Below are 24985 nucleotides of genomic sequence, written 5' to 3' on the forward strand. Positions count from 1 at the left end.
GGGACTCATGGTAGTCTCCCTCTCCAAACCGGTGCCTGTCAGGTTATTGAGCAGCCCCAACAGGCTGCATCGATTCGTCGAGATTGATCAGCATCCGGTCGGTGAGAGAAACCGCAGCCTGAGATCCACCGCCGAGCACCACAAGGGAAGCGAAAGCAATATCATCGCGATATCCCGCAAACCATGCGTGCGATCCGCCCGTAATTTCCGCCTCACCGGTCTTGCCGTAAATCTCTCCGCCGGCAGACATTCCCCTAGCGGTACCGCTGGTGACCACGGAACGCATCATCTGGCGAGTATTGGCAATGGTTTCCTCGCTCAGCGGCGCAACCTCTTCACTGACCTCGGTGTGCTGGCCCGCGATGAGGTATGGGACTGGGGTTGTGCCGTGAGCCACGGTCGCTGCAACCATCGCCAGACCGAACGGGCTGGCCAGGTCGTAGCCCTGACCGTATCCGGCCTCGGTACGCTCCAAGGGGGTCTCCCCCGCTGGAATGGAACCGGTCAAAGTGTCCAGGCCTGGAATGTTGTAATCCACGCCGAGGCCGAATTGCTTACCCACCTGTTCAAGTTCACCGGGTTGCAAGCTAGTCGAGATATCGGCAAAGGTCGTGTTGCACGAACGGGCGAAAGCCTGCTCGAGCGGAACGTTGCCCAGAGCGAAACCCTCGTAGTTAGTCACCACACGCCCATAAATATTTTGGGTACCCGGACACCCAACAATCGTCCCCGGATTTTTGCCCTGCAGCTCAAGACCCGCAGCCGCAGTAACAATCTTGAACACCGAACCCGGCGGGTATTGACCCATCAAACCAATATTGCCATCGCGGTCCGCCGCAGCGGTTTGGGCAATGGCCAGAATCTCTCCCGTTGAAGGACGCACTGCCACAATCACGGCCTGCTGCCCCGCAACCGGTTCCAGTGCCTTCTCCGCAGCAGTTTGTACCTTCGAATCCAGACTAATTTTCACCGCCGGCGCAGGACTCGGCGCATGGTACTCCACATCCTCGAGCGCGACGCCCTCATTGTTCACAATGGATATCCGCCACCCGTTCGTCCCATCGAGCTGATCAGCCACAATCCCACCAACGCGCGCCATAATGTCGGGCGCAAATGTCGGATCTTCGTTGACCATTGCGGCTTCCTCATTCAGCGTCACGCCCTTCACACCAGCAAGCGCATCACGCACGCGCTGCCCCTGTGCTTGGGGCACCATCGCCACCGAATAGGTGCCCTGAGCCCGCGAAATTTCCTCAGCGAGCTGCGCTGCGTCGCGCTGCGGCACTGTCTTGTCGTCGTTATGCGCGGCGCCCAGCGCATCAGCGATAGCACGAGCAGTGCTTTGCGACGATTCCATCTCCGCAGTATTGACCAGCAGTCGGTAGGCGATTCCCGGTTTCAATAGTTCGGCGCCGTCGGAGGAAACCACGCTTGCAGGTTCGGCTTGAACGGAGCGCAGCTCGAGATGCTGGTGTGCACCTAAGGCTGGGTGAACCAAGGAGGGCTGCCAGCGCACCGACCAATTGCCGTCCACTTGAGTCAACGTGGCCTTGGTGTCGTAGGTCAGTTCACGCTCGCGGGGCAGCTGCCAGTGCAGCGTGTAGGACGCCGTGGCCATATTTTCGTTTTGGTCCACCTGGTTCAGGGTCGCTGTGGCTCCCTCTGCTTGCAGGCCCGTATATGTTGCGTTGATGACCTCCGTGGCGGTGGCGGAATCGTCGATAAGCGGTGCTATTGCCTCCGCATCGTTGGAGGTGAGCGCGGCGAGGAAATCTTCCGCCACTGGTGTCGCGTCGTTGGGGCGGGGTGTGCACGAGACCACTCCCGCAGCCATGATCAGCGCCACGAGAACTGCCACGAGCTTTTTCATGGCATAAAAATAACAGCACCGGGGTATGACCCGGTGCTGCCACGCTTGAGACCTAAAAGTCTAGTGGGTGACCTTTACTTCTGCCTTGGTGCCTTCCTTGGCTTCGAGGCCTTCCTCTTCAGCGATGCGGTTGGCGTAGTCGATGAGGGTTTCTACAATCTTGGACTCTGGCACGGTCTCGACGACCTCGCCCTTGACGAAAATCTGACCCTTGCCGTTGCCGGAGGCGACACCGAGGTCGGCATCGCGGGCCTCGCCCGGACCGTTGACAACGCAGCCCATGACGGCAACGCGCAGTGGGAACTCGAGGCCTTCCAAGCCTGCGGTGACCTCTTCGGCAAGGGTGTACACGTCAACCTGTGCACGGCCACAAGATGGGCACGACACGATCTCAAGGCCACGCTCACGCAGGTTCAGCGACTGCAGGATCTGATCGCCGACTTTGATTTCCTCGACTGGGTCTGCGGACAGGGAGACACGGATGGTGTCGCCGATGCCCTGAGAAAGCAGCGCGCCAAACGCGACGGAAGACTTGATGGTGCCCATGAACTTCGGGCCCGCCTCAGTCACGCCGAGGTGCAGCGGGTAGTCGGTCTTCTCGGCCAGCTGGCGGTAGGCCTCCACCATGAGGACTGGGTCAGAGTGCTTCACCGAGATTGCAATGTCACCGAAGCCATACTCTTCGAACAGACCCGCCTCCCAGATCGCGGACTCGACGAGGGCCTCTGGTGTTGCCTTGCCGTACTTTTCCAACAGGCGCTTGTCCAGGGAACCACCGTTGACGCCGATGCGGATTGGAATACCGGCATCGCCTGCAGCCTTGGCGACTTCCTTCACGCGACCATCGAACTCACGGATGTTGCCCGGGTTCACACGCACGGCGGCACAGCCTGCGTCAATGGCAGCGAAGATGTATTTCGGCTGGAAGTGAATATCGGCGATCACAGGAATCGGCGACTTCTTCGCAATGATCGGCAGCGCTTCGGCGTCCACTGTCTTTGGAACAGCCACGCGCACGATGTCGCAGCCTGCGGTGGTCAGCTGCGCGATCTGCTGCAGGGTGGAGTTAATGTCGTGCGTTTTCGTTGTCGTCATTGACTGGACGGAAACCGGGTGATCCGATCCAACCCCTACGTTGCCCACAAAAAGTTGGCGGGTCTTGCGACGCGGCGCGAGCGTCGGTGCTGGCCCTGCGGGCATTCCAAGACCGATAGGTGTAGGCATGTTGCTCCTCAACATAAAATAAAACCAAATGTTGTCATCAATGCTAGCACCGGTGTCAACTAACCGAATAGGCTAATTGGATTGACAACATCAGCAATAATCACGAGCAAACCCACAGTAAGTAGGATCCCTGCCATCACCATTGTGATCGGCATGAGCTTCTCATAGTTTGCCGGGCCGCCTGGGCCCAATCCGCGCAGGCGACGGAAGAGGTCGCGGACCTTCTCATAGAGCACGACGGCGATGTGCCCGCCATCAAGAGGCGGCAAAGGCACCAAGTTAAACAGTGCGAGGAAGAAATTCAGGTTGGCCAGGAGCATGAAGAATACGCTCCACATCGAGCGCTCCACTAACTCGCCGCCGGTCATCGAGGCACCGAGCACACTCATCGGGCCCTCAACGTCGCGTTCGGCGCCAAAGATCGACGCAACCACACCCGGGATCTTGGCTGGGAATTGCAGCAGCGACTGGAATGTCGCCTCAATGGTCTGTCCTGTAAATGCAGCGGTGGCCGCGACGGCTTCTAGCGGCCCGAACTTCTTCATCGCATCCTGCACGGGCGCATTGACAAGGCCGATGGCACCAGCCTCGATCATCTCACCCTTCGAATTCAGGCGCTGCACCGGCTCAACATTGATGGCGTAGGTATGCTCGGTGCCTTCGCGGTCGATGGTCAGATCCACGGTTTCGCCCGGGCGAACCATCACATAATCGCGGAGCTCCTGGAAGGTATCAAGCTTCTTGCCGTCCACGCTGACAAGCTTGTCGCCCACTTCAACGCCAGCCGCACCTGCCGGTCCGGTGCCGGTGCAATCCTCGAGAGTTTCTGCATCGATCTGGTTAGAGGTACACGCCACCTCCCCCACGGTTGGTGTGCGATCCGCATAAGGATTAGGAATACCCGCCGACACCGCCACCAAGTACAAAATGAGAAAACCCAAGAAGAAGTTCATGATCACGCCACCGGAGAGCACCAGGATGCGTTGCCACCATGGTTTATTCACCATGGCATGAGGCGCTTCCTCTTCGGTCACCGGATCTTGGGCTGTCATGCCCGCAATTTCACAGAAGCCGCCAAAAGGCACGGCTGCGATGCCGTACTCCGTATGGCCCTTCTTCGTCGACCAGATGGTGGGGCCGAAACCGATGAAGTACCTCCGCACGCGCATCTTAAACGCGCGCGCGGTCAGCAGGTGCCCCAGCTCGTGCAAAGCAATGGTCGCTGCGATGCCCAATGCAAAAAGCAGAACACCTAATATATATGAACCCACAGGTGGGGCCCTCCCTACAACAAATGAAAACTAGGTGGCCAGCTCGTCGATAAGTGTGTTGGCGCGCATCCGTGCGATGCGCTCGACTTCAACTACATCTTCGAATGTCGATGCTACGTGGGCAAAATCGTCTGCGCCGGAAACCACGGCCGCAATCACGTCAACGATCTGTGGGAAATGGATTCGCCCAGCCAAGAAAGCTGCTGCTGCCTCCTCGTTTGCAGCGTTGTAGACTGCGGGAAAAGTGCCACCGCGAGTGGCCACATCGCGGGCGAGCTGGACGGCGGGGAAGGCCTCGTCGTCAAGCGGCTCAAAATGCCAATCATGTGACTGCGTGAAATCGAGTGCCGGCTGGGCCCCCGCGACGCGTTTCGGCCAGGCCAGTGCATGGCTGATCGGCAGCATCATCGACGGCGGTGAGGCCTGCGCGATCGTGCTGCCGTCGACGAAAGTCACCGCGGAGTGAATGATCGACTGCGGGTGCACGGTGACGTCGATGAGTTCGGGCGCGACGTCGAAAAGCAGGCTCGCTTCGATGAGCTCGAGGCCTTTATTGACCAGCGTCGCCGAATTAAGAGTATTCATCTGCCCCATCGACCACGTGGGATGCGCCGCGGCCTGCTCCGGAGTGACGTCCCACATCTGCTCGCGTGTGCGGCCGCGGAATGGCCCGCCGGAGGCCGTGAGTACGAAGTGCGCCACCTCGTCCCTGCGACCGGAACGCAAACACTGCGCCATTGCCGAATGCTCCGAGTCCACCGGCACGATCTGGCCCGGTTTCGCCCGATCAATCACAAGCCTGCCACCAGCAACCAGCGACTCCTTATTCGCCAACGCCAAAGTGGACCCGGTATCTAGCGTCGCCAGGGTTGCGGCCAGACCAAGAGAGCCCACCAGCGCGTTTAATACGGTGTCAGCAGGTTGCTTTACGACGAGCTCCCGCGCCGCATCCGGACCCGAGATCACTTCCCCACCAAGAGCCTGGCTGACGGTATGGGCCGCCTCTTCATCAGAAACTGCCACGTTGTGTGGCTGCAGGCGAAGCGCGTGGGCCTGGTCGATGATCGCTTGAGGGTTCGATCCCCCAGCTGCGATTCCCACGACCTCGAAGGCGTCCTGGTTGCGCTCAATGACGTCGATGGCCTGGGTACCGATTGATCCTGTAGAACCGAGAATCAACACCCTCGTTGCTGCGGTTTTGGTTGTGCTCACCCGACCTATTGTGGCACCTAAAACCTATCCTGCGAAAGTATGAAACCTTAAGGGGGTATTCACTCACATAAACGGACACGTTTGTGCGAAGATAGAACGCAGGTAACAGTGTTTGCAAGGTTTGGCTGTAAAGAATTAAGGAGAAAGCAATGGCTGCGTCCCACGAGAAGACCTATGAGGTTTACAACGGCGTATCTGAGGAAGACGTACCTTCCTCGAAGTGGGGTTGGTCAGAGCTCAGCCCAAAGACCATTCAGATCGCTGGCTGGATCTCGGTTCTTTTCTTGCTGGGCTACAACTTCGGTAACCACCGTGGCCATGTAGAGACCATCTGGTTGCTTTCCCTTGCAGCTTTGATCGCAATCGGCTTGATTCTTTTCGCCCTGCGCCCTCAGCTCTCCCAGATCCGCACCCTGACCGGTAAGAATGAACCGGTCGGCCACGTTGAGCCAGACTGGGCATACGATCAGAAGACTCTGTCCGGCGAATACTCTAACCTGACTGATGCTGAGCTGCGTGCACTGAACATCGACCCAGCTCGTGTTCGCCACCTGCGTGAGGTAGAAGGCTCCGCAGAGGCTAAGTAGTAACTTAAAAAACACCCTGTACCGGATTCGGTACAGGGTGTTTTTGTGTCTTCCGGCTAACTAGCCTTTTCGTCGGCAGCGAGCTGACCACAGGCCGCGGCGATTTCCTGGCCCTTGGTGTCGCGCACCGTACAGGTCACGCCCTGGGCAATAACTCGACGCACGAACTCATCCTGGCGAGCTTTTGGCGATGCATCCCACTTCGACCCCGGAGTTGGGTTCAGCGGAATCAAATTCACATGCACCTTCGAGCCGAGCGCATCATGGAGTTTCTTACCCAGCATGTCCGCACGGAAATCCTGATCATTGATGTCACGGATCAGGGCGTACTCGATAGAGACGCGTCGCGACGATTTGTCTGCGTAGTAACGCGCTGCGTCAAGAACTTCTTCCACCGAGTATCGGTTATTGATGGGCACCAAAGTGTCGCGCAATTCGTCGTCAGGCGTGTGCAAGGACACGGCGAGGGTACAGGAAAGGTCCTCGTCGGCAAGCTTGCGAATCGCAGGTGCGAGACCCACCGTGGACACGGTGATGTTGCGTTGCGAAATGCCGAAGCCATCCGGCGTCGGCTGGGTGATCTGACGTACGGCCGAGACGACGCGCTTGTAGTTGGCCAGTGGCTCTCCCATGCCCATGAACACAATGTTCGACAGGCGGGAACCCTCTGCCTCCATCATCGCGGCAGCTTCACGGACCTGATCGACGATCTCTGCAGTAGACAGGTTGCGGTCAAGCCCGCCCTGACCGGTGGCACAGAATGGACATGCCATACCGCACCCTGCCTGGGAGGAAATACACAACGTCGCGCGGTCTGGGTAGCGCATGAGCACGGATTCGAGCAAAATACCGTCGTGCAGACGCCACAGCGTCTTGGTGGTATCGCCTTCATCGGTCTCGACCTTGCGCACAGGGGTGAGCAGCGTGGGAAACAGCGCTTCCTTGACAAGTTCGCGCTGTGCTTCCGGCAAGTCGGTCATGGTGGTTGGGTCAGCTTCAAAGCGACCATAGTAATGGCGTGCGATTTGATCTGCACGGAACTTAGGCAAGCCGAGCTCCTGGATCGAATCTTGGCGTTCCTTCTTCGTCAGGTCGGCGAAGTGCTTTGGCGGCATGCCGTGCTTGGGGGCTAGTAATTGGATCTTAGGAAATTCACTCATATCGCGCTCCATCATTGCACGTCGAAGGCTGTTTACCGAATTGTTCGCACGCCTGCCATAGATTTTCATGCGCATACGTTTATCATAAGTTCTATGACACGAGAATCTTCTCCCGCTGGTTCATCTGAGTATTCAGAACCCATTGAGCCGAGTACTTCTGCGCATCCACCGGCAGTGCGTGAGGAACCTATGCTTCAGGCTGAGGATACCAAGACCTCGCAAAAAGAAAAACATGAAGAAACCAAGCCGCCTGCGGAGGTCTCTCATTCCCTTGCGGCTGGCACATGGGCGGCGTTAATCGTCGGCACGCTTCTGTTGATTTTGCTGATCATTTTCATTCTGCAAAACCAGCAGGAAGTGGAGATGACACTTTTCAAGTGGAGTTTCCAACTCCCGGCTGCAATCGCCTACCTGGCATCTGCGATTGCAGGTGCACTAATCATGGCGCTTGTTGGTGGCTGGCGGATGTTTGAATTGCGTCGCCAGCTAAAGAAAGCCTATAAGCGCTAAATCAACTGGGAGCCGCTGATGACACTGAGCAGAAGCCAGGTCACGGCGGCCGCCGGCAACATCCCATCAAGGCGGTCCATCAGGCCGCCGTGGCCGGGCAAGAAGCCGGACATGTCTTTGATGCCAAGCTCGCGCTTGAATTGGCTTTCCACCAGATCGCCGAGAGTGGCGCAGATGACCAGCGCCAAACCAAGAATTGCGCCCATCCACCACTGCTGCTGTAACAAGAACTGCAGGCACAACGCGCCGATAGTCATGCCAAACACGACGGACCCGGCGAATCCCTCCCAGGATTTCTTTGGGCTGACCGCAGGTGCCATCGGATGGGAGCCGAACATGACTCCGGCGATATAGCCGCCCACGTCCGAGCCAACGACGCAAAGCATAAAGGTCAAGATGAACAGCGAGCCGGGGACATCCCAGCTAGACAGCTGCGAAATCATCGCTCCGAAGGAACCAAATAGTGGGATCCAGACGAGCACGAAAATCGACACTGCTGTGTCGCGCAGATAGTTCTTTGGAGCCGTGGTGCGACCGTGATGGAACAATCGGCCGAACATGAGAATGAGCGCGCTGAGGGTGAACGTGAACATTAAACCCGTCACACCAAATGGCCACGTTGACCAGACCATGGCCTGGCCTGCAATAAGGAGCAACGTGCGCGGAACAACGTAGCCTGCTTCACGCAGACGAGTGAGTACTTCCCACATCCCCCCTGCTACCGCGACGGCAACCAGCGGATACCATCCGACCGGTCCCGCAATCAGCGCGGCGATGACAAGGGCGCCCAAGATGACGCCCGTTGTGATGGCCTGGGTCAGGTTCCTACCAGCCGAGTTTTTCGGTTTCGGAAGATCCAAATGTAGCGCTGAATCGCGATGCTGTTTCGGATTGTCTTTATCAGTACTCACCGTTGAACAAAGTTCTCGCTTCCTTGTAGTTGTCTCGTTATCGCCTTACGCTAGACCTCCATCAGCTCGGCTTCCTTGTTAGCGACAACTTCATCGACCTTCTTTACATAGGTTGCGGTGATGTTGTCCAGTTCCTTCTCCGCGGTAACGACTTCGTCCTCGCCAGCATCGCCGTCTTTTTGGATCTTCTTCAACGCCTCCATGCCTTGACGACGAATGTTGCGAATCGCAATCTTGCCGTCTTCGCCCTTGGACTTAGCCATCTTCACCATGTCACGGCGACGCTCCTCAGTGAGCTGAGGAATGGTCACGCGCAAAACCTGGCCATCATTAGTCGGGTTCACGCCGAGATCCGAGTTGCGAATTGCATTCTCAATCTCGCCCATGGTGGACATGTCATAAGGCTTGATCAACAGCATGCGTGGCTCAGGCACCGAAATGGTAGCCATCTGGTTGATAGGAGTTGGCACGCCATAAAAATCAGCGACGACGCCATTGAACATCGCTGGGTTGGCGCGGCCGGTACGAATAGAGACTAGATCATCGCGGGTGTGCTCGACGGAGCTGCCCATGCGCTCTTCGGAATCTAGCAATACTTCATCAATCATTGAATTTCCTTCGCTATCATGTTGGATCTCTACGCGCTTAATCTACCAGTGACAAAGCACGAGATTGAACTATCTATTTAACAAGGGTGCCAATCTTCTCGCCCATCACGGCGCGCTTGATATTTCCCTGGGTCAACAGGTTGAACACAAGAATCGGCATATCGTTGTCCATGCACAGTGAGAACGCAGTTGCATCTGCTACCTTGAGGCCCTTTTCAATGACCTCGCGAGGTGTGATCTCCGAGTAAAGCTCGGCATCCGGGTTCGTGCGAGGATCGTCCGAGTAGACTCCGTCAACGGCCTTGGCCATGAGTAGTACTTCGCAGTTAATCTCCAGGGCACGCTGGGCCGCGGTGGTATCCGTGGAGAAGTACGGCATACCCATGCCGGCACCAAAGATGACCACACGGCCCTTTTCCAGGTGGCGCACCGCGCGCAGTGGCAGGTAAGGTTCGGCGATCTGTGCCATGTTGATAGATGTTTGCACTCGGGTGTCAACGCCACGCTGCTGCAGGAAGTCCTGCAAAGCCAGGCAGTTCATGACAGTGCCGAGCATGCCCATGTAGTCCGAGCGGGCACGATCCATGCCACGCTGCTGCAGCTCCGCACCGCGGAAGAAATTGCCGCCACCAATAACGACGGCGACCTCTGCCCCAGTTTCGGCAACTTCTGCAATTTGTGCCGCGACATTTTCGACGACATCTGGGTCGATGCCGACTTGTCCGCCACCGAACATCTCTCCCCCGAGTTTCAGCATCACTCGCTTGTAGCCCTGACGCGGTTGTTCAGCAGTTTCAGTCACTTGAGATGTACTCCTTCGGGCATACGCCATCGCAATTTTCCTCCTGCATATCCTACCTGGAAACGTCGCCATCTCGTTAGTTACCCGCCGAAAGGTGGAGCGATGTTTCAGGTGGGCTAATCGTCGTGAAGCAAATGCAAAATCCCCGTTCACACCAAACGGTGTCAACGGGGATTTAAAAAGCTGCAGGAATTACTGCTGGCCAACCTCGAAGCGGACGAAGCCGGTGATCTCCAGGCCATTCTCGTCTGCGTACTGCTTGACGGACTTCTTGGAGTCAGACAGGGAAGGCTGATCAAGAAGGACGATGTCCTTGAAGAATGCGCCTACGCGACCCTCAACGATCTTTGCGATGGCAGCTTCTGGCTTGCCCTCGTTGCGGGTGATCTCTTCCTGAACTGCGCGCTCCTTCTCGACGGCGTCAGCTGGGACGTCCTCGCGGGTCAGGTAACGAGCCTTCATAGCAGCGATCTGCAGTGCGACCTGGTGAGCAGCCTCAGCAGCCTGCTCGCCTTCACCCTTGTAGCCGACGAGAACGCCAACTGCTGGTGGGAGGTCAGCGGAACGCTGGTGCAGGTAAACCTCGAGGTTTTCAGCCTCAACGGTAGCTGCGCGACGAAGCTCGAGCTTCTCGCCGATCTTGGCGGAGAGCTGCTCGATGACCTCGGAAGCTGGGGTGCCGTTGACGTCAGCTGCAGCAAGCTCCTCAGGGGAGTTTGCCTTAGCAGCGGCTGCTGCGTCAGCGATCTGACCTGCGACGGTCTTGAACTCTTCGTTCTTTGCCACAAAGTCGGTCTCGGAGTTGATTTCGACGATGGTGTTGCCGGAAACTGCAACCAGACCCTCGAGAGCGTTGCGCTCTGCGCGCTTGCCCACGTCCTTAGCACCCTTGACACGCAGGATCTCGACGGCTTTCTCAAAATCGCCAGCGGCCTCTTCAAGAGCCTTCTTGCAATCCATCATGCCGGAGCCAGTCATCTCGCGGAGCTTCTTAACATCAGCAGCGGTGTAGTTCGCCATAGTGGGGCGATCCTCCTCGTTGTAGAACGAAATTCGTTTAAATGATCTTTAAAAAGACTAGTCGACGCGCCAACTCGTGGCATGTCGAAAAAGACAACACCCCCAGGGCCACCGCGCGCCCATGTATTTAGATATGGAACGACGTGCGGGCGCTGGGGGTAGGTGCCGTATTCAGCAGCGACTAAGCGTTGTCAGACTCAGCCTGAGCTGGAGCTTCTGCCTCAGCCTGTGCTGGAGCTTCTGCTGCCTGGTCAGCGGAAGCAGCTGCTGCTGCCTCTGCGTCCTGAGCTGCCTTCTCGTCGGTGTCGCCTGCTGCTTCGCGGGAAGCTGCGAGCTGACGCTCTTCGCGGGACTGCTTACCAGCGATGATTGCCTCACCGATGACGTGGGTCAGGATCTTGGTGGAACGAATTGCGTCGTCGTTGCCCGGGATTGGGAAGTCAACTTCATCCGGATCACAGTTGGTGTCGAGGATAGCCACAACAGGGATGCGCAGCTTGTGTGCCTCAGCAACAGCGATGTGCTCCTTGTTGGTGTCCACGATCCACAGTGCGGAAGGTGCCTTGGTCATCTCGGAGATGCCGCCAAGTACGCGCTCGAGCTTGGTACGCTCGCGGGTCAGCATCAGGATTTCCTTCTTGCCGCGACCTGCGTAGCCGTCCTCGGCCGCATCCATTGCCTGCAGTTCCTTCATGCGGTGCAGACGCTTGGAAACGGTCTGGAAGTTGGTCAGCATACCGCCGAGCCAACGGTGGTTGACGTAAGGCATGCCAACGCGCTCAGCTTCTTCCTGAACTGCTTCTTGAGCCTGCTTCTTGGTGCCTACGAACAGGATGGTGCCACCGTGTGCGACGGTTTCCTTCACGAATTCGTATGCCTCATCGATGTAGGTCAGCGTCTGCTGCAGGTCGATGATGTAGATGCCGTTACGGTCGGTGAAGATGAAGCGACGCATCTTCGGGTTCCAGCGACGGGTCTGGTGGCCAAAGTGCACACCAGCGTCGAGGAGTTCGCGCATGGTTACAACTGCCATGGGAATCTCTCCTTAGGAGTAATAGTTAGTTCGGTTACAAAGTTTTGTGTGGGTTTTTATCCCACACCCTGGCAACGAGCCGCACCAACGCCCGCATTCCTTAACCGAAACTAGGGACCGATGTTGGTAACGACAGCTAAACATTTGTTTAGTATTTCGTCGCGCGTAGTCAGTGATTCAAAAGCTCTTGCAAGTAAATGGACACACTGCTGGGCACAATCTTAAACCGTGAACGGTATTCTCGCCAAACGGGCGCACCGAGCTATCCACAGCCTATGGGTTATCCACAAGTTTGCGATGCCCCGGAAGCGCTCGATAGAAATTCGGGCAAGGATGCAATATATGCACACGCGTCAGGTGATTCTTGCCTTGTCCTCATTCTTAGTCGTCCTCTTCACGAGTATCTTTTCGTCTATCTTCGCACCCGCCTCTGCGGCTGCCTATGTCGATCCCACAACCGGGCTCCCGCAGGCCACGAGGGTGCTGCGGGGAGCGGAGATACCTCAGAAGAATTGGCTGCCCGGTCACCGTGGGGTTGATCTGGCCCTCCCCATTGGTGGGGATGTTCTGGCCGCGGAGGCCGGCACGATTGCTTTCGCCGGCGTTGTGTTTGGAACTCCTACGATCTCCATAGATCACGCCGACGGAATCCGCACCACCTACCAGCCTGTCCACGCCCAGGTCGCTGTGGGCGACGTGGTCCTCGAAGGTCAGATCATCGGACGCCTCGGACACCCCTTCGATGACTACCCCGGACTCCACTGGGGAGCGCGAACCGGCCCCGATCTTTATATCAATCCGCTTTCCTTGCTTGATAGACCGACGATTCGGCTCAAGCCTGTCGAGACTGCTTAGGCGCGCGGGTGCGCCTGTTCGAATACTTCCTTTAGCCTCTGAGAGGACACATGCGTGTAAATCTGAGTGGTCTGCATCGAGGAATGTCCGAGCAGTTCCTGTACGAGACGAAGATCCGCCCCGCCTTCTAGAAGATGCGTAGCAGCAGAGTGCCGTAGCCCGTGGGGCGTCAAATGCGCGACATCAGACTGCTGCCCGGCGCGCTCAACGATGCGCCTGACTTGCCGCGGGTCGATCCGTTTTCCTCTGACTCCGACGAACAACGCATCGGTGTCCTGGGCTAGTTCATCGCGGGCGTGATTCAGCCACGCGCTGAGTGCTAGTCGGGCCTGCCTCCCGAACGGCACAACCCGCTGCTTATTGCCCTTACCTGTGACACGCGCCTGCATGCGTTCAAGGTCGAGGTCGTTGATGTCCAGGTTGGTCAGCTCGGAAACGCGGATGCCACTGGCGTAGAGCAGTTCTAGGATCGCTTGATCGCGCACTGCTTCTGGCCCCTCGGGATCGTCGGCGTGGGCTTTCGGTTGCGTTACCAGCTCTGCCGCGCGTTCAGTGCTGAGAACCTGTGGCAACTTCCGGTTGATCTTCGGGGTTTTTAAGCGGGCCGCCACATCGGAGGCGATGTATTCGTGATTGTAGGCCCAGGTTGAAAAGGCTCGGGCGGCTGCAGTGCGCCGCGCCAAGCTGGTTCGAGCTAGCCCCTGCGACACGCCTTCTGCCAGCCACGAGCGCAAGGTCACGATGGTAAACGAGCGAAAAGTCGGCGCGAACTCGGTCAAAGTTGCAAGGTCGGATTTATAGCCCCGCACGGTCGCTTCTGAACGACCCTTGACCAGGGAAAGGTAATCAGCGAAGTCTTCGATTGCTTCGCCAACTTGGGTGACCTTTCGAACACCGTCGCCTACACCCTCGCCCTCACCTTTTGTGCCACTCACACCTCACGAGTATAGCGACCTCTCGATTTATCCTTGCTCGATTCCAGGCTGTGGGCCAGGAAGCTTCGCCCACTTGGTTCCCTGCCGGACAACAATGGCGCGCTTCGCTAGTTCTACTAAGAGGTGAACAGTCAGGGCCACGCCGAGCCCCGCTTTTGTCGCTGCTTCTTCTGCTGTGATTCCACCTTGATCCTCACGCGGCAAAACGTCATAGACCCGCAATTCGTTGCGCGAAAGCTCTTGGATCGGACTAGGCGCATATTCAAGCTCGAGCTGGGCATCGACGTCGACTTCCCCAATGCGCGCGAGATGCGCATGGACTTCGCGGATATCGACGATTGCGACGGCACGCTGCTGTTTGATCAGATTGTTACTCCCGTTCGATGCCCCACCATTAATTGGTCCTGGCACGGCCATCGGGAGTCGGCCAAAGTCGTCGACTCGTTTCATCGTATTAAGAGCACCGGATCGATAGGGTGCCTCGACAACTACGGTGCCCTGGGTCAGCGCGGCCACGAGGCGATTGCGGACCAAGAAACGGAATCGCTCCGCCGGTGTTCCCGGCGCATACTCGGTAATCAGCGCGCCACCCCGCTCCACGATGCGATTAAATAAGTCCTTATTGCGCAATGGGTAAACAAACCCAGGGCCAGAAGCCATTACGGCCACAGTCGGAGTACCGCACTCGAGCGCCGTGGTGTGTGCGTGAGTATCTATTCCCAATGCCCCACCCGAGAAGATTGTGTAGTGGTGTCGCGCTAGGTCTGTGCATATTTGTTGAGTGACTTCAACGCCGTACTGTGTGGCAGCACGCGTGCCGACGATGCCCACCGCGCGCGCCGTCAACGCTTTAAGGTCGAGGTTGCCGCGTATCCAGAGTCCGTGCGGGCGCGTAAGCTCCCGCGGGTCCGTGCGAGAAGATACGTCTGCGAACTCTTTGGCATGGTAGAACGCCTCATCGATGACTTCACCTGGCCAGAACCTCGACTCTGGGTGGATGAGTTCAAATCCAGCGCGACCTGCCTGCTCGATGGTTTCGTGGACATTAATGTCACGGCGGCGCTCGGTTTCTTGGGCGAGCGGGCCCAACCAGCTGGCTCGGGTTTGAATTCCATGGGCAATTTCTTCTGCGCTTCTGCCTGCCTCCAATGCCTGCTGCAATGCTGGCGATGGCCCGTCAAAAACCGTATTGAGATATGCCCAAGCTGCGTCACTAGTCACTCCACTCGCCCCGCATTCATGGTTGCTCGCAGCTCCATAGCGGAGGCCACGTGATCTAAGTTTGGCCGACTTTCTCCTGCTAGATCGCATAACGTCCATGCGAGCTTGATGGAGCGATCTACTCCACGTTGGGTAAGTTCCCCTTGTGCTAAGTAGGCTCCAAGCAGAGCCATCCCCGATTCATCAGCGGGAAAGTGGCGCCGCAAAAATGGAGCCTCTACCTCCGAATTCGTCTGAATGTTCAGCTCGGCGCGGGCCCACCGGGCTCGAGCCCGATCGCGCGCGGCTTCGACACGGTGCGCAATCTCGGCTGAAGATTCCGTTGAATCGTCGGCTAGGACTGCCCCCGAGGCTCTGGTTGCCACGGTGATGTCAATCCGGTCGCGCAAAGGGCCTGAGAGATTGCTCAGGTGTGTTTGCCTCTCTCGTGAGTTGCAGCGACACCGCTTTGCATCTCCAGCACCACATCGACATGGATTTGCCGCCATGATCAGTTGGAACCGTGCGGGGAACTTCACCTCCCTGCGCGCACGAGACAAACGAACGCAGCCTTCTTCCAAGGGGGTCCTCAAATTGTCTAGTACAGCCGCGGGTACCTCGCTGACCTCGTCGAGAAATAGCACTCCTCTATGGGCCAGGCTCACGGCACCTGGCCGGGGCCTGCCTGATCCGCCTCCGATCAGTGCTGCTCGGGTCAGCGCTGGGTGCGGCGCAATATACGGCGCACGCCTGATCACTGTGTGAGTATCCCTGCCCGAGACAGAGTGAACTGCGGTCGCCTCGACAATTTCTTGAGGCGAAAGTGGCGGGAGAATAGACGGAATGCGCTGGGCAAGCATGGACTTGCCTGAACCCGGCGGTCCAACCATCAGGACATGATGGGCTCCTGCGGCTGCCACTTCCAGGGCTTTCTTCACTTCGGTTTGGCCCGCAATATCGGAAAAATCCGGCCCCGCTGCTGTCACCTCTTCGCCGTGCTCAAAGTCTGTGGCCGCGGGGAGCTGCGCGTCACCGAGAGCCCAATTCCACACATCAGAAAGAGAGCGCGCGACAAGGATATTCCGCTGCCCGACAAGGGCGGCTTCGGCGGCGTTGCCAATAGGGACAATGATCGTTCTCTCCGACTCTGACTGCGTTGAGGCGACAATCGGCAGGATTCCGTCAACAGCTCTTAGACTTCCGTCAAGGCCTAGCTCACCCGCTAACACTGCAGATTCCAGTCTTTTCGCTGCAACAGGGTGAATGGATCCCAGCACGGCCAGAGCCACGGGCAAATCGAAATGGGACCCTGATTTCGGCAAATTCGCAGGAGAAAGGGAGACCATGATCTTGGTTTTCGGCCACGGGAGCCGTGAATTAACAATGGCGGTTTTAATCCGGTCTCGTGATTCGCGCACCGTCGCATCGCCAAGACCGACGATGTACATGCCAGGCAGTCCTGGGCCAATATTGGCCTCCACGGTCACCGGATGTGCGACCACGCCTTCGACGGTAGCGGCCAGCGTACTAGCGAGCGCCATCTTCGACCCCCTCGAAATAGTCGAGGGCAAAAGTACTTCCCGCTACAGTCAAGGCAACAACGTCAAAGCGCACCATCGAATAAGGCTGATCGAGTAACCACCGCGCAGCAGCCTTGCGCATCTTGGCCAGTTTGCTTCGCGTGACGGATTCGGCGCTGCCATAGGACGTGCCCGAACGGGTTTTCACCTCCACGAACACGATCGTACCGTTGGGCTCGCGGACAATCAGGTCCAGTTCTCCAACCGGATAGTGGATATTGCGGGCAACAACGCGTGCGCCCCGCTGCTCATAAAAATCTGCTGCTGCTTGTTCGCCCCGCCTGCCCAAGCTCAGCCGTGCTTCTGATTGCTGCATAAAAATTTCCCCCAAGTAGATGCTGATCTCACTGCATCTAGCTTGGGGGACAAAGCTTCGACGCGGAAGCCTCGCGCAATCAATGCCCGAAAATTGTGGAAAACAACATTTCGGGCACAGACACCACTAACTATTACTTCTCTGGGAAAACCAGATCGGGCTTGTCTAGCTCTTCAATATTGACGTCCTTGTAGGTGATAACCCGCACGTAGCGGACGAATCGCACGTTGCGGTACATGTCCCAGACCCACGCGTCGGACATGCGTACCTCGTAATAGACATCTTTGCCTTCGGTATGTGGAATTAGTTCCACTGCGTTAGCCAGATAGAAACGGCGCTCAGTTTCGACAATGTACGAAAACTGGCTCACAACATCGCGATATTCGCGATAAAGGGACAGCTCAACCTCTGCTTCGTAGTTGTCTAGTTCCTCAGCGCTCATGGTGTGTTCGTACTCCTTTGAAATTCCGCATTTGCAGCAGCCACGTTTGAGTAAGTGTAGCGATGCAGCGGCGTTGCACCGTTGCGACGCACCGCATCCATGTGGTCCTTTGTCCCGTACCCCTTGTGTTTTTCCAAACCGTAGCCGGGGTAATGCTGCGCAAGTTCGCTAATCAGCCTGTCCCTGCTGACCTTGGCAATGATGCTGGCAGCAGCTATGCAACGCGCGGTGTAATCGCCTCCGATGATGGGAAGCTGGGGCGAGCGGAGCCCAGGAATGCGGAAAGCGTCGACAAGGACATACCCGGGTTGGGTGTCTAAGAGTGCGATCGCCTTGCGCGCACCATCCAGGTTGGCTGTTTGGATGCCGCGCTCGTCGATAAGCTGTGCTGAAATATGCACGGCGGAATAGCTCACGGCGTTCGCTTTGACGGCGTCGAAGAGCTCGTCGCGACGCTTTGGCGTGAGCTTTTTGGAATCCGTCAGTCCTTCTAAGGCGGCGATGGGACGATCGGGCAAGATGCATGCCCCGATGGTGATGGGGCCGAAGCAAGCGCCGCGGCCGGCCTCGTCGATACCTGCGATGGGGCCAAGACCAGCCTTCGAGAGTGTGACTTCGTAGGTGCGTAATTGTTTGAGTCTGCGCACGTTATTGCTGAATTGCCGGGTCTGCGACCCCACCAATACGGCTAAACGGCAAAATAATCGCTTGGACCTTGCCTCGAATATTCTCGGCGGGGATCGCGCCCTGGTATGGATCGCCCAGGTGGTAACGCGAGTCAAGCGAGTTCGTCCTGTTATCGCCCATCATGTAATAGCTATTGTCCGGCACAGTGATCGGACCGAAGTAGTCGCCGCCACACTCCACTGAACCTGTCTCTGGATCGACGGGATAGGTCGGCGGATCGAGGACATAGGACTGGTCGATGGGTTTGCCGTCGACCATCACCGCGGGGTCACCTGCTTGGCAGGAAACGGTCTGCCCACCTGTAGCAATAATGCGCTTGACCAGGTTGTTCTCATCGGGTGCAACCAATCCGGCATAGGAACCGAGATTCTGCAGCCCACGAACAAACGTGTTCTGGCTGCGCTGCGAAACGAAGCCTTGATTCCACGAGTCCGTGCCCTCGAAGACAACTACGTCGCCTGGCTTCGGGTCGTTGAAGTAATAAGACACCTTTTCCACGAAGATCCGGTCGCCGGTGCATCCCTCACAGCCGTGGAGTGTGGGCTCCATGGATGCGGACGGAATCAGATATACCCTGCCCACAAAAGTTTGTAGGACAAAAATCAAACCCAACGTCAGCAGGATGACCACGGGGATCTCGATGTACCACGGGGTGGTCTTCTCCTCAGATTCTTCGGAAGACTCCACCCCCTCGGGATCATGGTTTTGTTGCGCTGCTCCAGTTGAATATGTCACGAAGAGCCACTCTACCAATGATGAGCTAATTCACTTGTGCCATCCTCATGGGATTGGCCTGGGAGTTTCATTAGTAAAAGGTGGGGTTTATGAATCACCCACATCCACGGCTTCGACCAGCCCTACAGCATGCAAGGTTTCCGGCTTCGAGGCTTTCCGCGCCTGGAGCTCCCAGCCCTGCTGCGTCTGCCGTGTCCATACCGCGATCCTCGCAGGCAGGATCACTGGCTTGGCAAAGTCAACGCTGAAAGTGAAGCTCGCAGGCAAACGACCTTCAAGAGCGCGCAGCATGAGCGCGGCCGTGTACATCCCATGCGCAATCGTCGACGGGAAGCCGAAGGCCTTCGCCCCAAGTTTGGACACGTGAATCGGGTTCTTATCCCCCGAAGCTTCGGCGTAATGAGCAATATCCTGCACACTCACACGCACAAGCGCATTCGAGGCACGCTCGGGTACATCGGGGCGGCCAAGGCTCTGCCCGGAGTCTTCCGCACGCTCGCGTATCGACGATTCCGCGTCCTTGGCCAGCTTCGCGCCACCTCCTAAGAACGTGGACTTTTGGTGCCACACGATCTTGCCCTCAACGGAAACCTCGGTAATGAAGTCGATGATCAATCCCCTGCGGTGCGGGCGAAGATTCTCAGCATGCACACGCACATCAAAGGTGTCAGTGACGGTAATTGGGTGCAATTGAGTAATTGTGTTGGAGATGTGCACGGCACCGATAGCCTTAAACGGAAAGTCCGGGGCCGTCAGTAGCTTCATCACCAGCGGAAAGGTCAGCACGTACGGGTAGGTTGCTGGCACCTCGTTGCCAAAGCGCAGGCCGGTTGCTTGGCAATAGGCCGCCAGGTGGCGTCCGTCTACCTCTACCCCAGTGACTTCAAAGGCAGTTGTCGGATCGGCCTTCGCGGTGTGGGTTGTGCCAATTACCGGCACCATATCTTTCATCGCCGAGCGATAAATAACCATCAGCTCGGGGATCTTCGACAGCTGTGTGTACTGTGCCATTTCTAGATCACGCGCCCATGAGGTTCTGGCCACAGACACGCACAACGTTGCCGTTGACTGCCTTAGACGAAGTAGCAGCGAAGTAGGCCACGGTTTCAGCTACGTCAACCGGCTTGCCACCCTGCGAAAGTGAGTTCAGGCGGCGACCAATCTCACGCGGGGCCGTCGGCATTGCCGCGGTCATGTCGGTTTCAATAAATCCAGGGGCTACTGCGTTGATATTGCCACCGAGTTTCGCAAAAGTATCTGCCAGCGCGTCAACCAACCCGATAATTCCGGCCTTGGTGGTCGCGTAGTTTGTTTGACCACGGTTGCCGGAGATGCCTGCCATCGACGACACCCCGATCACTGATGCACCTTCTGCCAGTTCACCGGCTGCCAGCAGCTTTTCGGTGATGCGCACTGGCGCCACCAGGTTAATGTTTTGTACCAGGTTCCACTGGCCGTCATTCATGTTGGCCAGCAGCTTGTCACGAGTCACGCCTGCATTGTGCACAACTATGTCGATCTTGCGCCCGTGGCGTTCATTCGCGTGGCTCGCCAAACGATCGGCAGCATCTGCTGCGGTCACATCCAGAGGCAAGGCAGTTCCCTTGACCTTGTTGGCTGTATTGGCCAACCCCTCACCTGCCGCAGGAACATCTACGCAGATGACGTCCGCACCGTCTCGTGCGAGCACCTCGGCAATGGTGGCACCGATACCGCGAGCAGCACCGGTCACCACTGCCAGTCGGCCCTGGAGAGGCTTCTCCCAATCATCAGGAGTTGGAGCAGCAGTCGCGCCTACGCGAATAACCTGACCATCGACGAAGGCAGACTTGCCGGACAGCAGAAAGCGGAGCGTGGATTCAGCAGATTCCAGTTGCGCATCGGGTGCCACATAGACAAGTTGGGCGGTTGCTCCCCGGCGCAGCTCCTTGGCCACTGAGCGACTAAATCCCTCCAAGGAGCGTGCCACGATGCGGGCGTCGGCGTCGTCGAGAAGTTCTGGTGTGTGCCCGAAGATGACAATGCGACCGCTTGGCAGCAACTTCTTCATCTGTGGGTTGAGAAAATCGTAGATTTCGTGCAATTCTTCCGGCGCCGTCAGCCCGGTCAGGTCAACGACGATTGCGGAACGCTTGGATTCTGCCGCCGCGTCAACGAGCTGGTAGTCGCCTTTCAGCAATGCGGGCAAGCCCGCGAGGAGTCGACCGCGTCCGCCGATGACCACCGGCCCGTCCAGGAGTGGCTCTCCAGGCGCGTATCGACGAAGTGGTTCCCCCTGCGGAACACCGAGTTTGGCGCCCACTGGGGAGTTAATGAGTTGTTCGAGGATTCCCTGCTTTGGTTTTGCCATTTCTACCATCCCTTTCGTACTTTTACGTGATCTACACTACACTAGAAAACGAACGGTGATTCGTAACACAGATAATTGCACCTAATACGAGGGAGAGTCAACCCATGAACACCCCACAAGCTCGTCGCGTAGCCATCGTCGGAGGAAACCGAATCCCCTTCGCACGTTCCAATAAGGAATACGCAAACGCCTCGAACCAAGACATGCTCACCGCAGCCATCGACGGCCTTGTCGCACGTTATGGCCTCCAAGATACAGAGTTGGGCATGGTCGCCGCAGGCGCAGTGTTGAAGCACGCCCGCGACTTCAACCTCACCCGTGAGTGTGTACTTGGCTCGGCATTGGCTCCCACGACGCCAGCCTTCGATATCCAGCAGGCATGCGGTACCGGACTTGCCGCGGCCGTCCAGGTCGCTGATGCAATCTCACTCGGTCGCATCGAGGTCGGCATTGGTGGGGGTACCGATACCACCTCCGATGCACCCCTGGCCGTCGGCGATGAATTGCGTCGCACCCTGATCAAACTCTCAAATGCCAAGAAGCCAGCGGATCAGCTCAAGCTCCTGGGATCGATCCGCCCGAAGCAGCTCACGCCGGAACAGCCTCGCAACTCCGAGCCTCGCACTGGACTGTCCATGGGCGAGCACGCGGCAATTACTGCACGCGAGTTCGCCATCACCCGTGAGGCCCAAGACGAGCTTGCGGTTACATCGCATCGCAACTTGGCCACGGCATACGATTCAGGTTTCTTTGACGATCTGGTCACGCCATTTTTGAAGGTGACCCGCGATACCAACATGCGCCCCGATACCAGCAAAGAGAAGCTGGCAGAACTCAAGCCTGTATTCGGCAAGAAAGATGCAGAACAGCATGGCACTCAAGCAACAATGACCGCGGGCAATTCCACTCCGCTGACCGACGGCGCCTCTGTCGTCTTGTTGGCTTCCGAAGAATGGGCCGAAGAAAACAACTTCGAACCGTGGGCATACCTCGTCGACTCCGAGACCGCAGCCGTTGATTTCGTTCACGGCCAAGACGGGTTGCTCATGGCTCCTACTTACGCAGTGCCTCGCCTACTGGAGCGCAATGGCTTGACCCTGCAGGACTTCGATTTCTACGAGATCCATGAAGCCTTTGCATCGCAGGTACTCGCTACCCTTGCCGCATGGGAATCTGAGGACTACTGCCGTACCCGCCTTGGCCTCGCTTCCCCACTGGGCTCCATCGACCGCGCGAAGCTGAACGTGAAGGGTTCCTCGCTTGCAGCGGGTCACCCATTCGCAGCAACCGGTGGCCGCATTCTCGCGTCGGCAGCGAAGACCCTCAAAGAAAATGGTGGCGGACGCACCCTAATTTCGATCTGCGCGGCAGGCGGCCAAGGTATTACGGCCATCATTGAAGCATAGGAAAACTCATACCGCTGGGGGTAACTAAAAGGTCGCCACCAGCAACTATGAGCCCTTTTCACCCAAAAACAGTAGTGTTCTACATCACATTCAAGCTAAGGTTGCGACATGTCCCACATACAAGCTGAACTGAAGACCTCGCAGAAGAGCTCGCCTAAGAATGCCCCCAAGGCGAAGCCCGAGGCACACCGCCCGGAAAACCTTCCGGTCTCGCGAAATGATTTCGACGTCGAAGCGATCGTGCGCGGACTGCGCAGCGTCATCGACGGCAAATACGCAGAGGACCGCGACCTGATGCGCGCGGCCATCTCAACACCAACCATGCAAATCAATCTCGAAGGCACCCTTGATGAGCAACGCGACTTGCAGGTGGAAAAGCTCCGCGAGCTGCTCAACACCGGTGTCCAGCGCGCTACGTTCTCCCAGGCCAACGGGGGCGACGGCAAGACCGCCCGCGCGATCGTCGCACTAGAAACTCTCGGCTCGGTGGATATGTCCACCATGGTCAAGGCCGGAGTCCAGTGGGGCCTGTGGGGCGGCGCCATCGATGCCCTTGGTACCGAGCGCCACTGCAAGTACGTCGAGCCCACCATGAATCTTGAGCTTCTAGGTTGCTACGGCATGACTGAGCGTGGCCATGGCTCTAACGTGGCTGCGATTGAAACGTCGGCGACCTACGACCCGGAGACCAAAGAGTTTGTTATTCACTCCCCCAACGACGGCGCGCGCAAGTCCTACATTGGTAACGCGGCCCGCCACGGAACTATCGCTGCGGTATTCGCACAGCTCTACACCCCAGGCAGCACAAAGTCGCACGGCGTGCACTGCCTTGTCGTACCCATCCGCGATGATGAAGGCAACCCTATGCCAGGCGTGGAGATCGGCGACAACGGCCGCAAGGGTGGCCTGCTCGGAGTGGATAACGGCACGCTGAAGTTCGACCATGTCCGAGTTCCACGCGAAAACCTGCTGAACAAATTCGGTGATGTCGACGAAGCTGGTAACTACTCATCCCCGATCGAGTCGCAGAATCGTCGCTTCTTCACCATGCTCAGCACCCTGATCCGAGGCCGCGTCGGCGTGGGCGCAGCCGCAGGGGCTGCAACACGCACCAGCCTTGACATCGCGGTGCGCTATGCGACGAGGCGTCGTCAGTTTGAAGGCGCTCCAGGTAAAGAAAAGACCCTGATGGAGCACCGCTCCCACCGCCTGCGCTTGCTTGTTCCACTTTCTCGCACCTATGCACTGGCTGCCTTGCAGAACAAGGTCACCGAGCGCCTAGACGACCACTACGCCAACATTGCCAACGGCACCTACAACTTGATGAATCCCACCGAGGAGCAGAGCATCCAACAGCGCGAGCTCGAATCGTGGGCATCAGGTGTCAAGGTTATTTCCTCGGCGCATGCCACAGCCACGATTCAGGAATGCCGCGAGGCCTGCGGCGGTGCTGGCTACATGTCGGAAAATAAGCTGACCACGTTCAAGGATGACTCCGACATCTTCACCACCTTTGAGGGCGACAACACCGTCTTGATCCAAATGGTGGCCAAGGAAATGCTCACCGCTTATAGCCGCGACATGGCTGATCTGACCCCACGCGATATTGTGCGCTACGGCATCGATGAGGTTTCCGATCTTTTTCGTCGCCGCTCCGGGTTGTCGGTCACGGTCCAGGGCTTAGTGGACCGCGTGTCCAAGCGCGATGAGAATTCTCTTTTCGATTCCGGTTACCAAATCACCCTGCTCGAGGAGCGCTCCCAGAACCTTCTCAAGTCGCTGGTCCGTCGCATCCAAAGCGCCCGCAAGCTCGACCCAGTTGCAGCAGCAGAGGTTGTGGATAAGGCCCAGGACCACATGATTGCAGCCGGTTACGCTCGCATGGATTCGTTGGCCCTGCAGGCTCTTGTCGAGGCAGAAGAAAGGCTCCCGGAGGACTCCCAAGAACGCAAGGTACTTGAACAGGTCCGTGACTTGTTTGCTCTGTCCACCATCGCCGACCACGGCGGCTGGTACCAGGAACAGAATATTCTACCTGCAGGTCGCCTCAAGGCAACTCGCGCAGCCATCAATGACCTCGTCGATTCGCTGGGCCCATGGGCCGATGTTTTAGTCGATGCCTTCGGCATCCCAAGCGAGATCACCAATGTGCCAATGCTCAACGACGGCGGCGTGGATCCCCGCTAACCACGAGCTCTACAATGCTCCCAGCCAGGACCATAAAAGTTTTGACTGGGAGCATTTTTTCATGCGGCGCTTTAGATAAGTCAA

Annotated in this window: 24 protein-coding genes; 5 read left to right on the plus strand and 19 right to left on the minus strand. The window is 57.6% G+C overall.

The annotated features are described in order from the left end of the window. Nucleotides 1–43 precede the first annotated feature (43 nt). From ACXZ66_RS08830 to dxr, 4 genes are read right to left on the minus strand one after another with little or no spacing between them, the layout of a single operon-like run. Entirely contained in the window at nucleotides 44–1870 is a 1827-nt protein-coding gene (locus ACXZ66_RS08830; RefSeq protein WP_458748187.1) for a penicillin-binding transpeptidase domain-containing protein, read from the minus strand. A 60-nt stretch (nucleotides 1871–1930) separates the two neighbouring features. After that, nucleotides 1931–3094, minus strand: a complete 1164-nt coding sequence (ispG, locus tag ACXZ66_RS08835; protein ID WP_458748189.1) for a flavodoxin-dependent (E)-4-hydroxy-3-methylbut-2-enyl-diphosphate synthase — start codon at nucleotides 3092–3094, stop codon at nucleotides 1931–1933. A 59-nt stretch (nucleotides 3095–3153) separates the two neighbouring features. Beyond that, a complete protein-coding gene (locus tag ACXZ66_RS08840; RefSeq protein WP_458748191.1) occupies nucleotides 3154–4365 on the minus strand; it encodes a M50 family metallopeptidase in 1212 nt (403 codons plus the stop codon). A 30-nt stretch (nucleotides 4366–4395) separates the two neighbouring features. Then, nucleotides 4396–5577, minus strand: coding sequence for a 1-deoxy-D-xylulose-5-phosphate reductoisomerase (gene dxr, locus ACXZ66_RS08845; protein WP_458748193.1), 1182 nt, complete (start codon nucleotides 5575–5577; stop codon nucleotides 4396–4398). Between the two features lie 149 nt (nucleotides 5578–5726). Between dxr and ACXZ66_RS08850 the strand changes: the two genes are divergently transcribed. Then, complete coding sequence (locus ACXZ66_RS08850; RefSeq protein ID WP_458748195.1) at nucleotides 5727–6164, plus strand: DUF2631 domain-containing protein; 438 nt, start codon at nucleotides 5727–5729, stop codon at nucleotides 6162–6164. A gap of 56 nt (nucleotides 6165–6220) precedes the next feature. Here the strand turns inward: ACXZ66_RS08850 and rlmN are convergent, their stop codons facing one another. Then, nucleotides 6221–7324 (minus strand): 23S rRNA (adenine(2503)-C(2))-methyltransferase RlmN, encoded by a 1104-nt coding sequence (gene rlmN, locus ACXZ66_RS08855; protein ID WP_458748197.1) that lies wholly within the window; start codon nucleotides 7322–7324, stop codon nucleotides 6221–6223. Nucleotides 7325–7417: 93 nt separating this feature from the next. On the opposite strand from rlmN, the gene ACXZ66_RS08860 reads away from it, so the two are divergent. Next, nucleotides 7418–7834: a LapA family protein gene (locus ACXZ66_RS08860; protein ID WP_458748198.1), complete on the plus strand. Its 417-nt coding sequence runs from the start codon at nucleotides 7418–7420 to the stop codon at nucleotides 7832–7834. Here ACXZ66_RS08860 and ACXZ66_RS08865 read toward each other — a convergent pair. The 5 genes from ACXZ66_RS08865 to rpsB form a co-directional block, all read right to left on the minus strand. Continuing rightward, nucleotides 7831–8745: a phosphatidate cytidylyltransferase gene (locus tag ACXZ66_RS08865; protein ID WP_458748200.1), complete on the minus strand. Its 915-nt coding sequence runs from the start codon at nucleotides 8743–8745 to the stop codon at nucleotides 7831–7833. The genes ACXZ66_RS08860 and ACXZ66_RS08865 overlap by 4 nt on opposite strands. 50 nt (nucleotides 8746–8795) lie before the next feature. Beyond that, nucleotides 8796–9353, minus strand: a complete 558-nt coding sequence (gene frr, locus ACXZ66_RS08870) for a ribosome recycling factor (protein ID WP_458748202.1) — start codon at nucleotides 9351–9353, stop codon at nucleotides 8796–8798. A gap of 73 nt (nucleotides 9354–9426) precedes the next feature. Continuing rightward, the gene (gene pyrH / locus ACXZ66_RS08875) at nucleotides 9427–10155 is read right to left on the minus strand and encodes a UMP kinase (RefSeq protein WP_458748204.1); all 729 of its coding nucleotides are present in this window, start codon (nucleotides 10153–10155) and stop codon (nucleotides 9427–9429) included. 192 nt (nucleotides 10156–10347) lie between these two features. Beyond that, entirely contained in the window at nucleotides 10348–11175 is an 828-nt protein-coding gene (gene tsf / locus ACXZ66_RS08880; protein WP_458748206.1) for a translation elongation factor Ts, read from the minus strand. Between the two features lie 181 nt (nucleotides 11176–11356). Beyond that, nucleotides 11357–12208, minus strand: a complete 852-nt coding sequence (gene rpsB, locus ACXZ66_RS08885; protein ID WP_458748207.1) for a 30S ribosomal protein S2 — start codon at nucleotides 12206–12208, stop codon at nucleotides 11357–11359. A gap of 333 nt (nucleotides 12209–12541) precedes the next feature. On the opposite strand from rpsB, the gene ACXZ66_RS08890 reads away from it, so the two are divergent. Continuing rightward, nucleotides 12542–13063 carry a M23 family metallopeptidase gene (locus ACXZ66_RS08890; protein ID WP_458748209.1) on the plus strand — a complete coding sequence of 174 codons (522 nt, stop codon included), beginning with the start codon at nucleotides 12542–12544 and terminating at the stop codon, nucleotides 13061–13063. Here ACXZ66_RS08890 and xerA read toward each other — a convergent pair. The 9 genes from xerA to ACXZ66_RS08935 form a co-directional block, all read right to left on the minus strand. Next, nucleotides 13060–13998, minus strand: coding sequence for a site-specific tyrosine recombinase/integron integrase (xerA, locus tag ACXZ66_RS08895; RefSeq protein WP_458748211.1), 939 nt, complete (start codon nucleotides 13996–13998; stop codon nucleotides 13060–13062). The genes ACXZ66_RS08890 and xerA overlap by 4 nt on opposite strands. A gap of 27 nt (nucleotides 13999–14025) precedes the next feature. After that, the gene (locus tag ACXZ66_RS08900; RefSeq protein ID WP_458748212.1) at nucleotides 14026–15219 is read right to left on the minus strand and encodes a DNA-processing protein DprA; all 1194 of its coding nucleotides are present in this window, start codon (nucleotides 15217–15219) and stop codon (nucleotides 14026–14028) included. After that, entirely contained in the window at nucleotides 15216–16739 is a 1524-nt protein-coding gene (locus ACXZ66_RS08905; protein ID WP_458748214.1) for a YifB family Mg chelatase-like AAA ATPase, read from the minus strand. The genes ACXZ66_RS08900 and ACXZ66_RS08905 overlap by 4 nt, the downstream gene beginning before the upstream one ends. Next, a complete protein-coding gene (locus ACXZ66_RS08910) occupies nucleotides 16726–17094 on the minus strand; it encodes a YraN family protein (RefSeq protein ID WP_458748216.1) in 369 nt (122 codons plus the stop codon). Before ACXZ66_RS08910 ends, ACXZ66_RS08905 begins: the two co-directional genes overlap by 14 nt. A 133-nt stretch (nucleotides 17095–17227) precedes the next feature. Next, on the minus strand, nucleotides 17228–17536 hold the full coding sequence (locus ACXZ66_RS08915; RefSeq protein ID WP_018298056.1) for a DUF2469 domain-containing protein: 309 nt from the start codon (nucleotides 17534–17536) through the stop codon (nucleotides 17228–17230). Next, entirely contained in the window at nucleotides 17533–18183 is a 651-nt protein-coding gene (locus ACXZ66_RS08920) for a ribonuclease HII (RefSeq protein WP_458748218.1), read from the minus strand. The genes ACXZ66_RS08915 and ACXZ66_RS08920 overlap by 4 nt, the downstream gene beginning before the upstream one ends. Nucleotide 18184: 1 nt before the next feature. Continuing rightward, nucleotides 18185–18910, minus strand: a complete 726-nt coding sequence (lepB, locus tag ACXZ66_RS08925) for a signal peptidase I (RefSeq protein WP_458751344.1) — start codon at nucleotides 18908–18910, stop codon at nucleotides 18185–18187. A gap of 135 nt (nucleotides 18911–19045) precedes the next feature. Beyond that, nucleotides 19046–19969 carry a MaoC family dehydratase gene (locus ACXZ66_RS08930; protein ID WP_458748220.1) on the minus strand — a complete coding sequence of 308 codons (924 nt, stop codon included), beginning with the start codon at nucleotides 19967–19969 and terminating at the stop codon, nucleotides 19046–19048. A 7-nt stretch (nucleotides 19970–19976) separates the two neighbouring features. Then, nucleotides 19977–21317, minus strand: coding sequence for a 3-oxoacyl-ACP reductase (locus ACXZ66_RS08935; protein WP_458748222.1), 1341 nt, complete (start codon nucleotides 21315–21317; stop codon nucleotides 19977–19979). A gap of 95 nt (nucleotides 21318–21412) precedes the next feature. On the opposite strand from ACXZ66_RS08935, the gene ACXZ66_RS08940 reads away from it, so the two are divergent. Then, entirely contained in the window at nucleotides 21413–22714 is a 1302-nt protein-coding gene (locus ACXZ66_RS08940) for an acetyl-CoA C-acetyltransferase (RefSeq protein WP_458748224.1), read from the plus strand. A gap of 108 nt (nucleotides 22715–22822) precedes the next feature. Beyond that, on the plus strand, nucleotides 22823–24901 hold the full coding sequence (locus ACXZ66_RS08945) for an acyl-CoA dehydrogenase family protein (RefSeq protein ID WP_458748226.1): 2079 nt from the start codon (nucleotides 22823–22825) through the stop codon (nucleotides 24899–24901). The last annotated feature ends 84 nt before the right edge of the window (nucleotides 24902–24985 follow it).

It is taken from the genome of Corynebacterium sp. S7 (assembly GCF_054401105.1).

Coding starts and splice junctions, on each gene's coding strand:
- ACXZ66_RS08930 (WP_458748220.1), bottom strand. CDS start 19,969: ATGGCACAGTACACACAGCTGTCGAAGATCCCCGAGCTGATGGTTATT.
- ACXZ66_RS08910 (WP_458748216.1), bottom strand. CDS start 17,094: ATGCAGCAATCAGAAGCACGGCTGAGCTTGGGCAGGCGGGGCGAACAA.
- ACXZ66_RS08890 (WP_458748209.1), top strand. CDS start 12,542: ATGCAATATATGCACACGCGTCAGGTGATTCTTGCCTTGTCCTCATTC.
- tsf (WP_458748206.1), bottom strand. CDS start 11,175: ATGGCGAACTACACCGCTGCTGATGTTAAGAAGCTCCGCGAGATGACT.
- rlmN (WP_458748197.1), bottom strand. CDS start 7,324: ATGAGTGAATTTCCTAAGATCCAATTACTAGCCCCCAAGCACGGCATG.
- ACXZ66_RS08830 (WP_458748187.1), bottom strand. CDS start 1,870: ATGAAAAAGCTCGTGGCAGTTCTCGTGGCGCTGATCATGGCTGCGGGA.
- ACXZ66_RS08945 (WP_458748226.1), top strand. CDS start 22,823: ATGTCCCACATACAAGCTGAACTGAAGACCTCGCAGAAGAGCTCGCCT.
- ACXZ66_RS08935 (WP_458748222.1), bottom strand. CDS start 21,317: ATGGTAGAAATGGCAAAACCAAAGCAGGGAATCCTCGAACAACTCATT.
- ACXZ66_RS08905 (WP_458748214.1), bottom strand. CDS start 16,739: ATGGCGCTCGCTAGTACGCTGGCCGCTACCGTCGAAGGCGTGGTCGCA.
- ACXZ66_RS08860 (WP_458748198.1), top strand. CDS start 7,418: ATGACACGAGAATCTTCTCCCGCTGGTTCATCTGAGTATTCAGAACCC.
- ACXZ66_RS08940 (WP_458748224.1), top strand. CDS start 21,413: ATGAACACCCCACAAGCTCGTCGCGTAGCCATCGTCGGAGGAAACCGA.
- rpsB (WP_458748207.1), bottom strand. CDS start 12,208: ATGGCAGTTGTAACCATGCGCGAACTCCTCGACGCTGGTGTGCACTTT.
- ACXZ66_RS08850 (WP_458748195.1), top strand. CDS start 5,727: ATGGCTGCGTCCCACGAGAAGACCTATGAGGTTTACAACGGCGTATCT.
- ACXZ66_RS08915 (WP_018298056.1), bottom strand. CDS start 17,536: ATGAGCGCTGAGGAACTAGACAACTACGAAGCAGAGGTTGAGCTGTCC.
- frr (WP_458748202.1), bottom strand. CDS start 9,353: ATGATTGATGAAGTATTGCTAGATTCCGAAGAGCGCATGGGCAGCTCC.
- ispG (WP_458748189.1), bottom strand. CDS start 3,094: ATGCCTACACCTATCGGTCTTGGAATGCCCGCAGGGCCAGCACCGACG.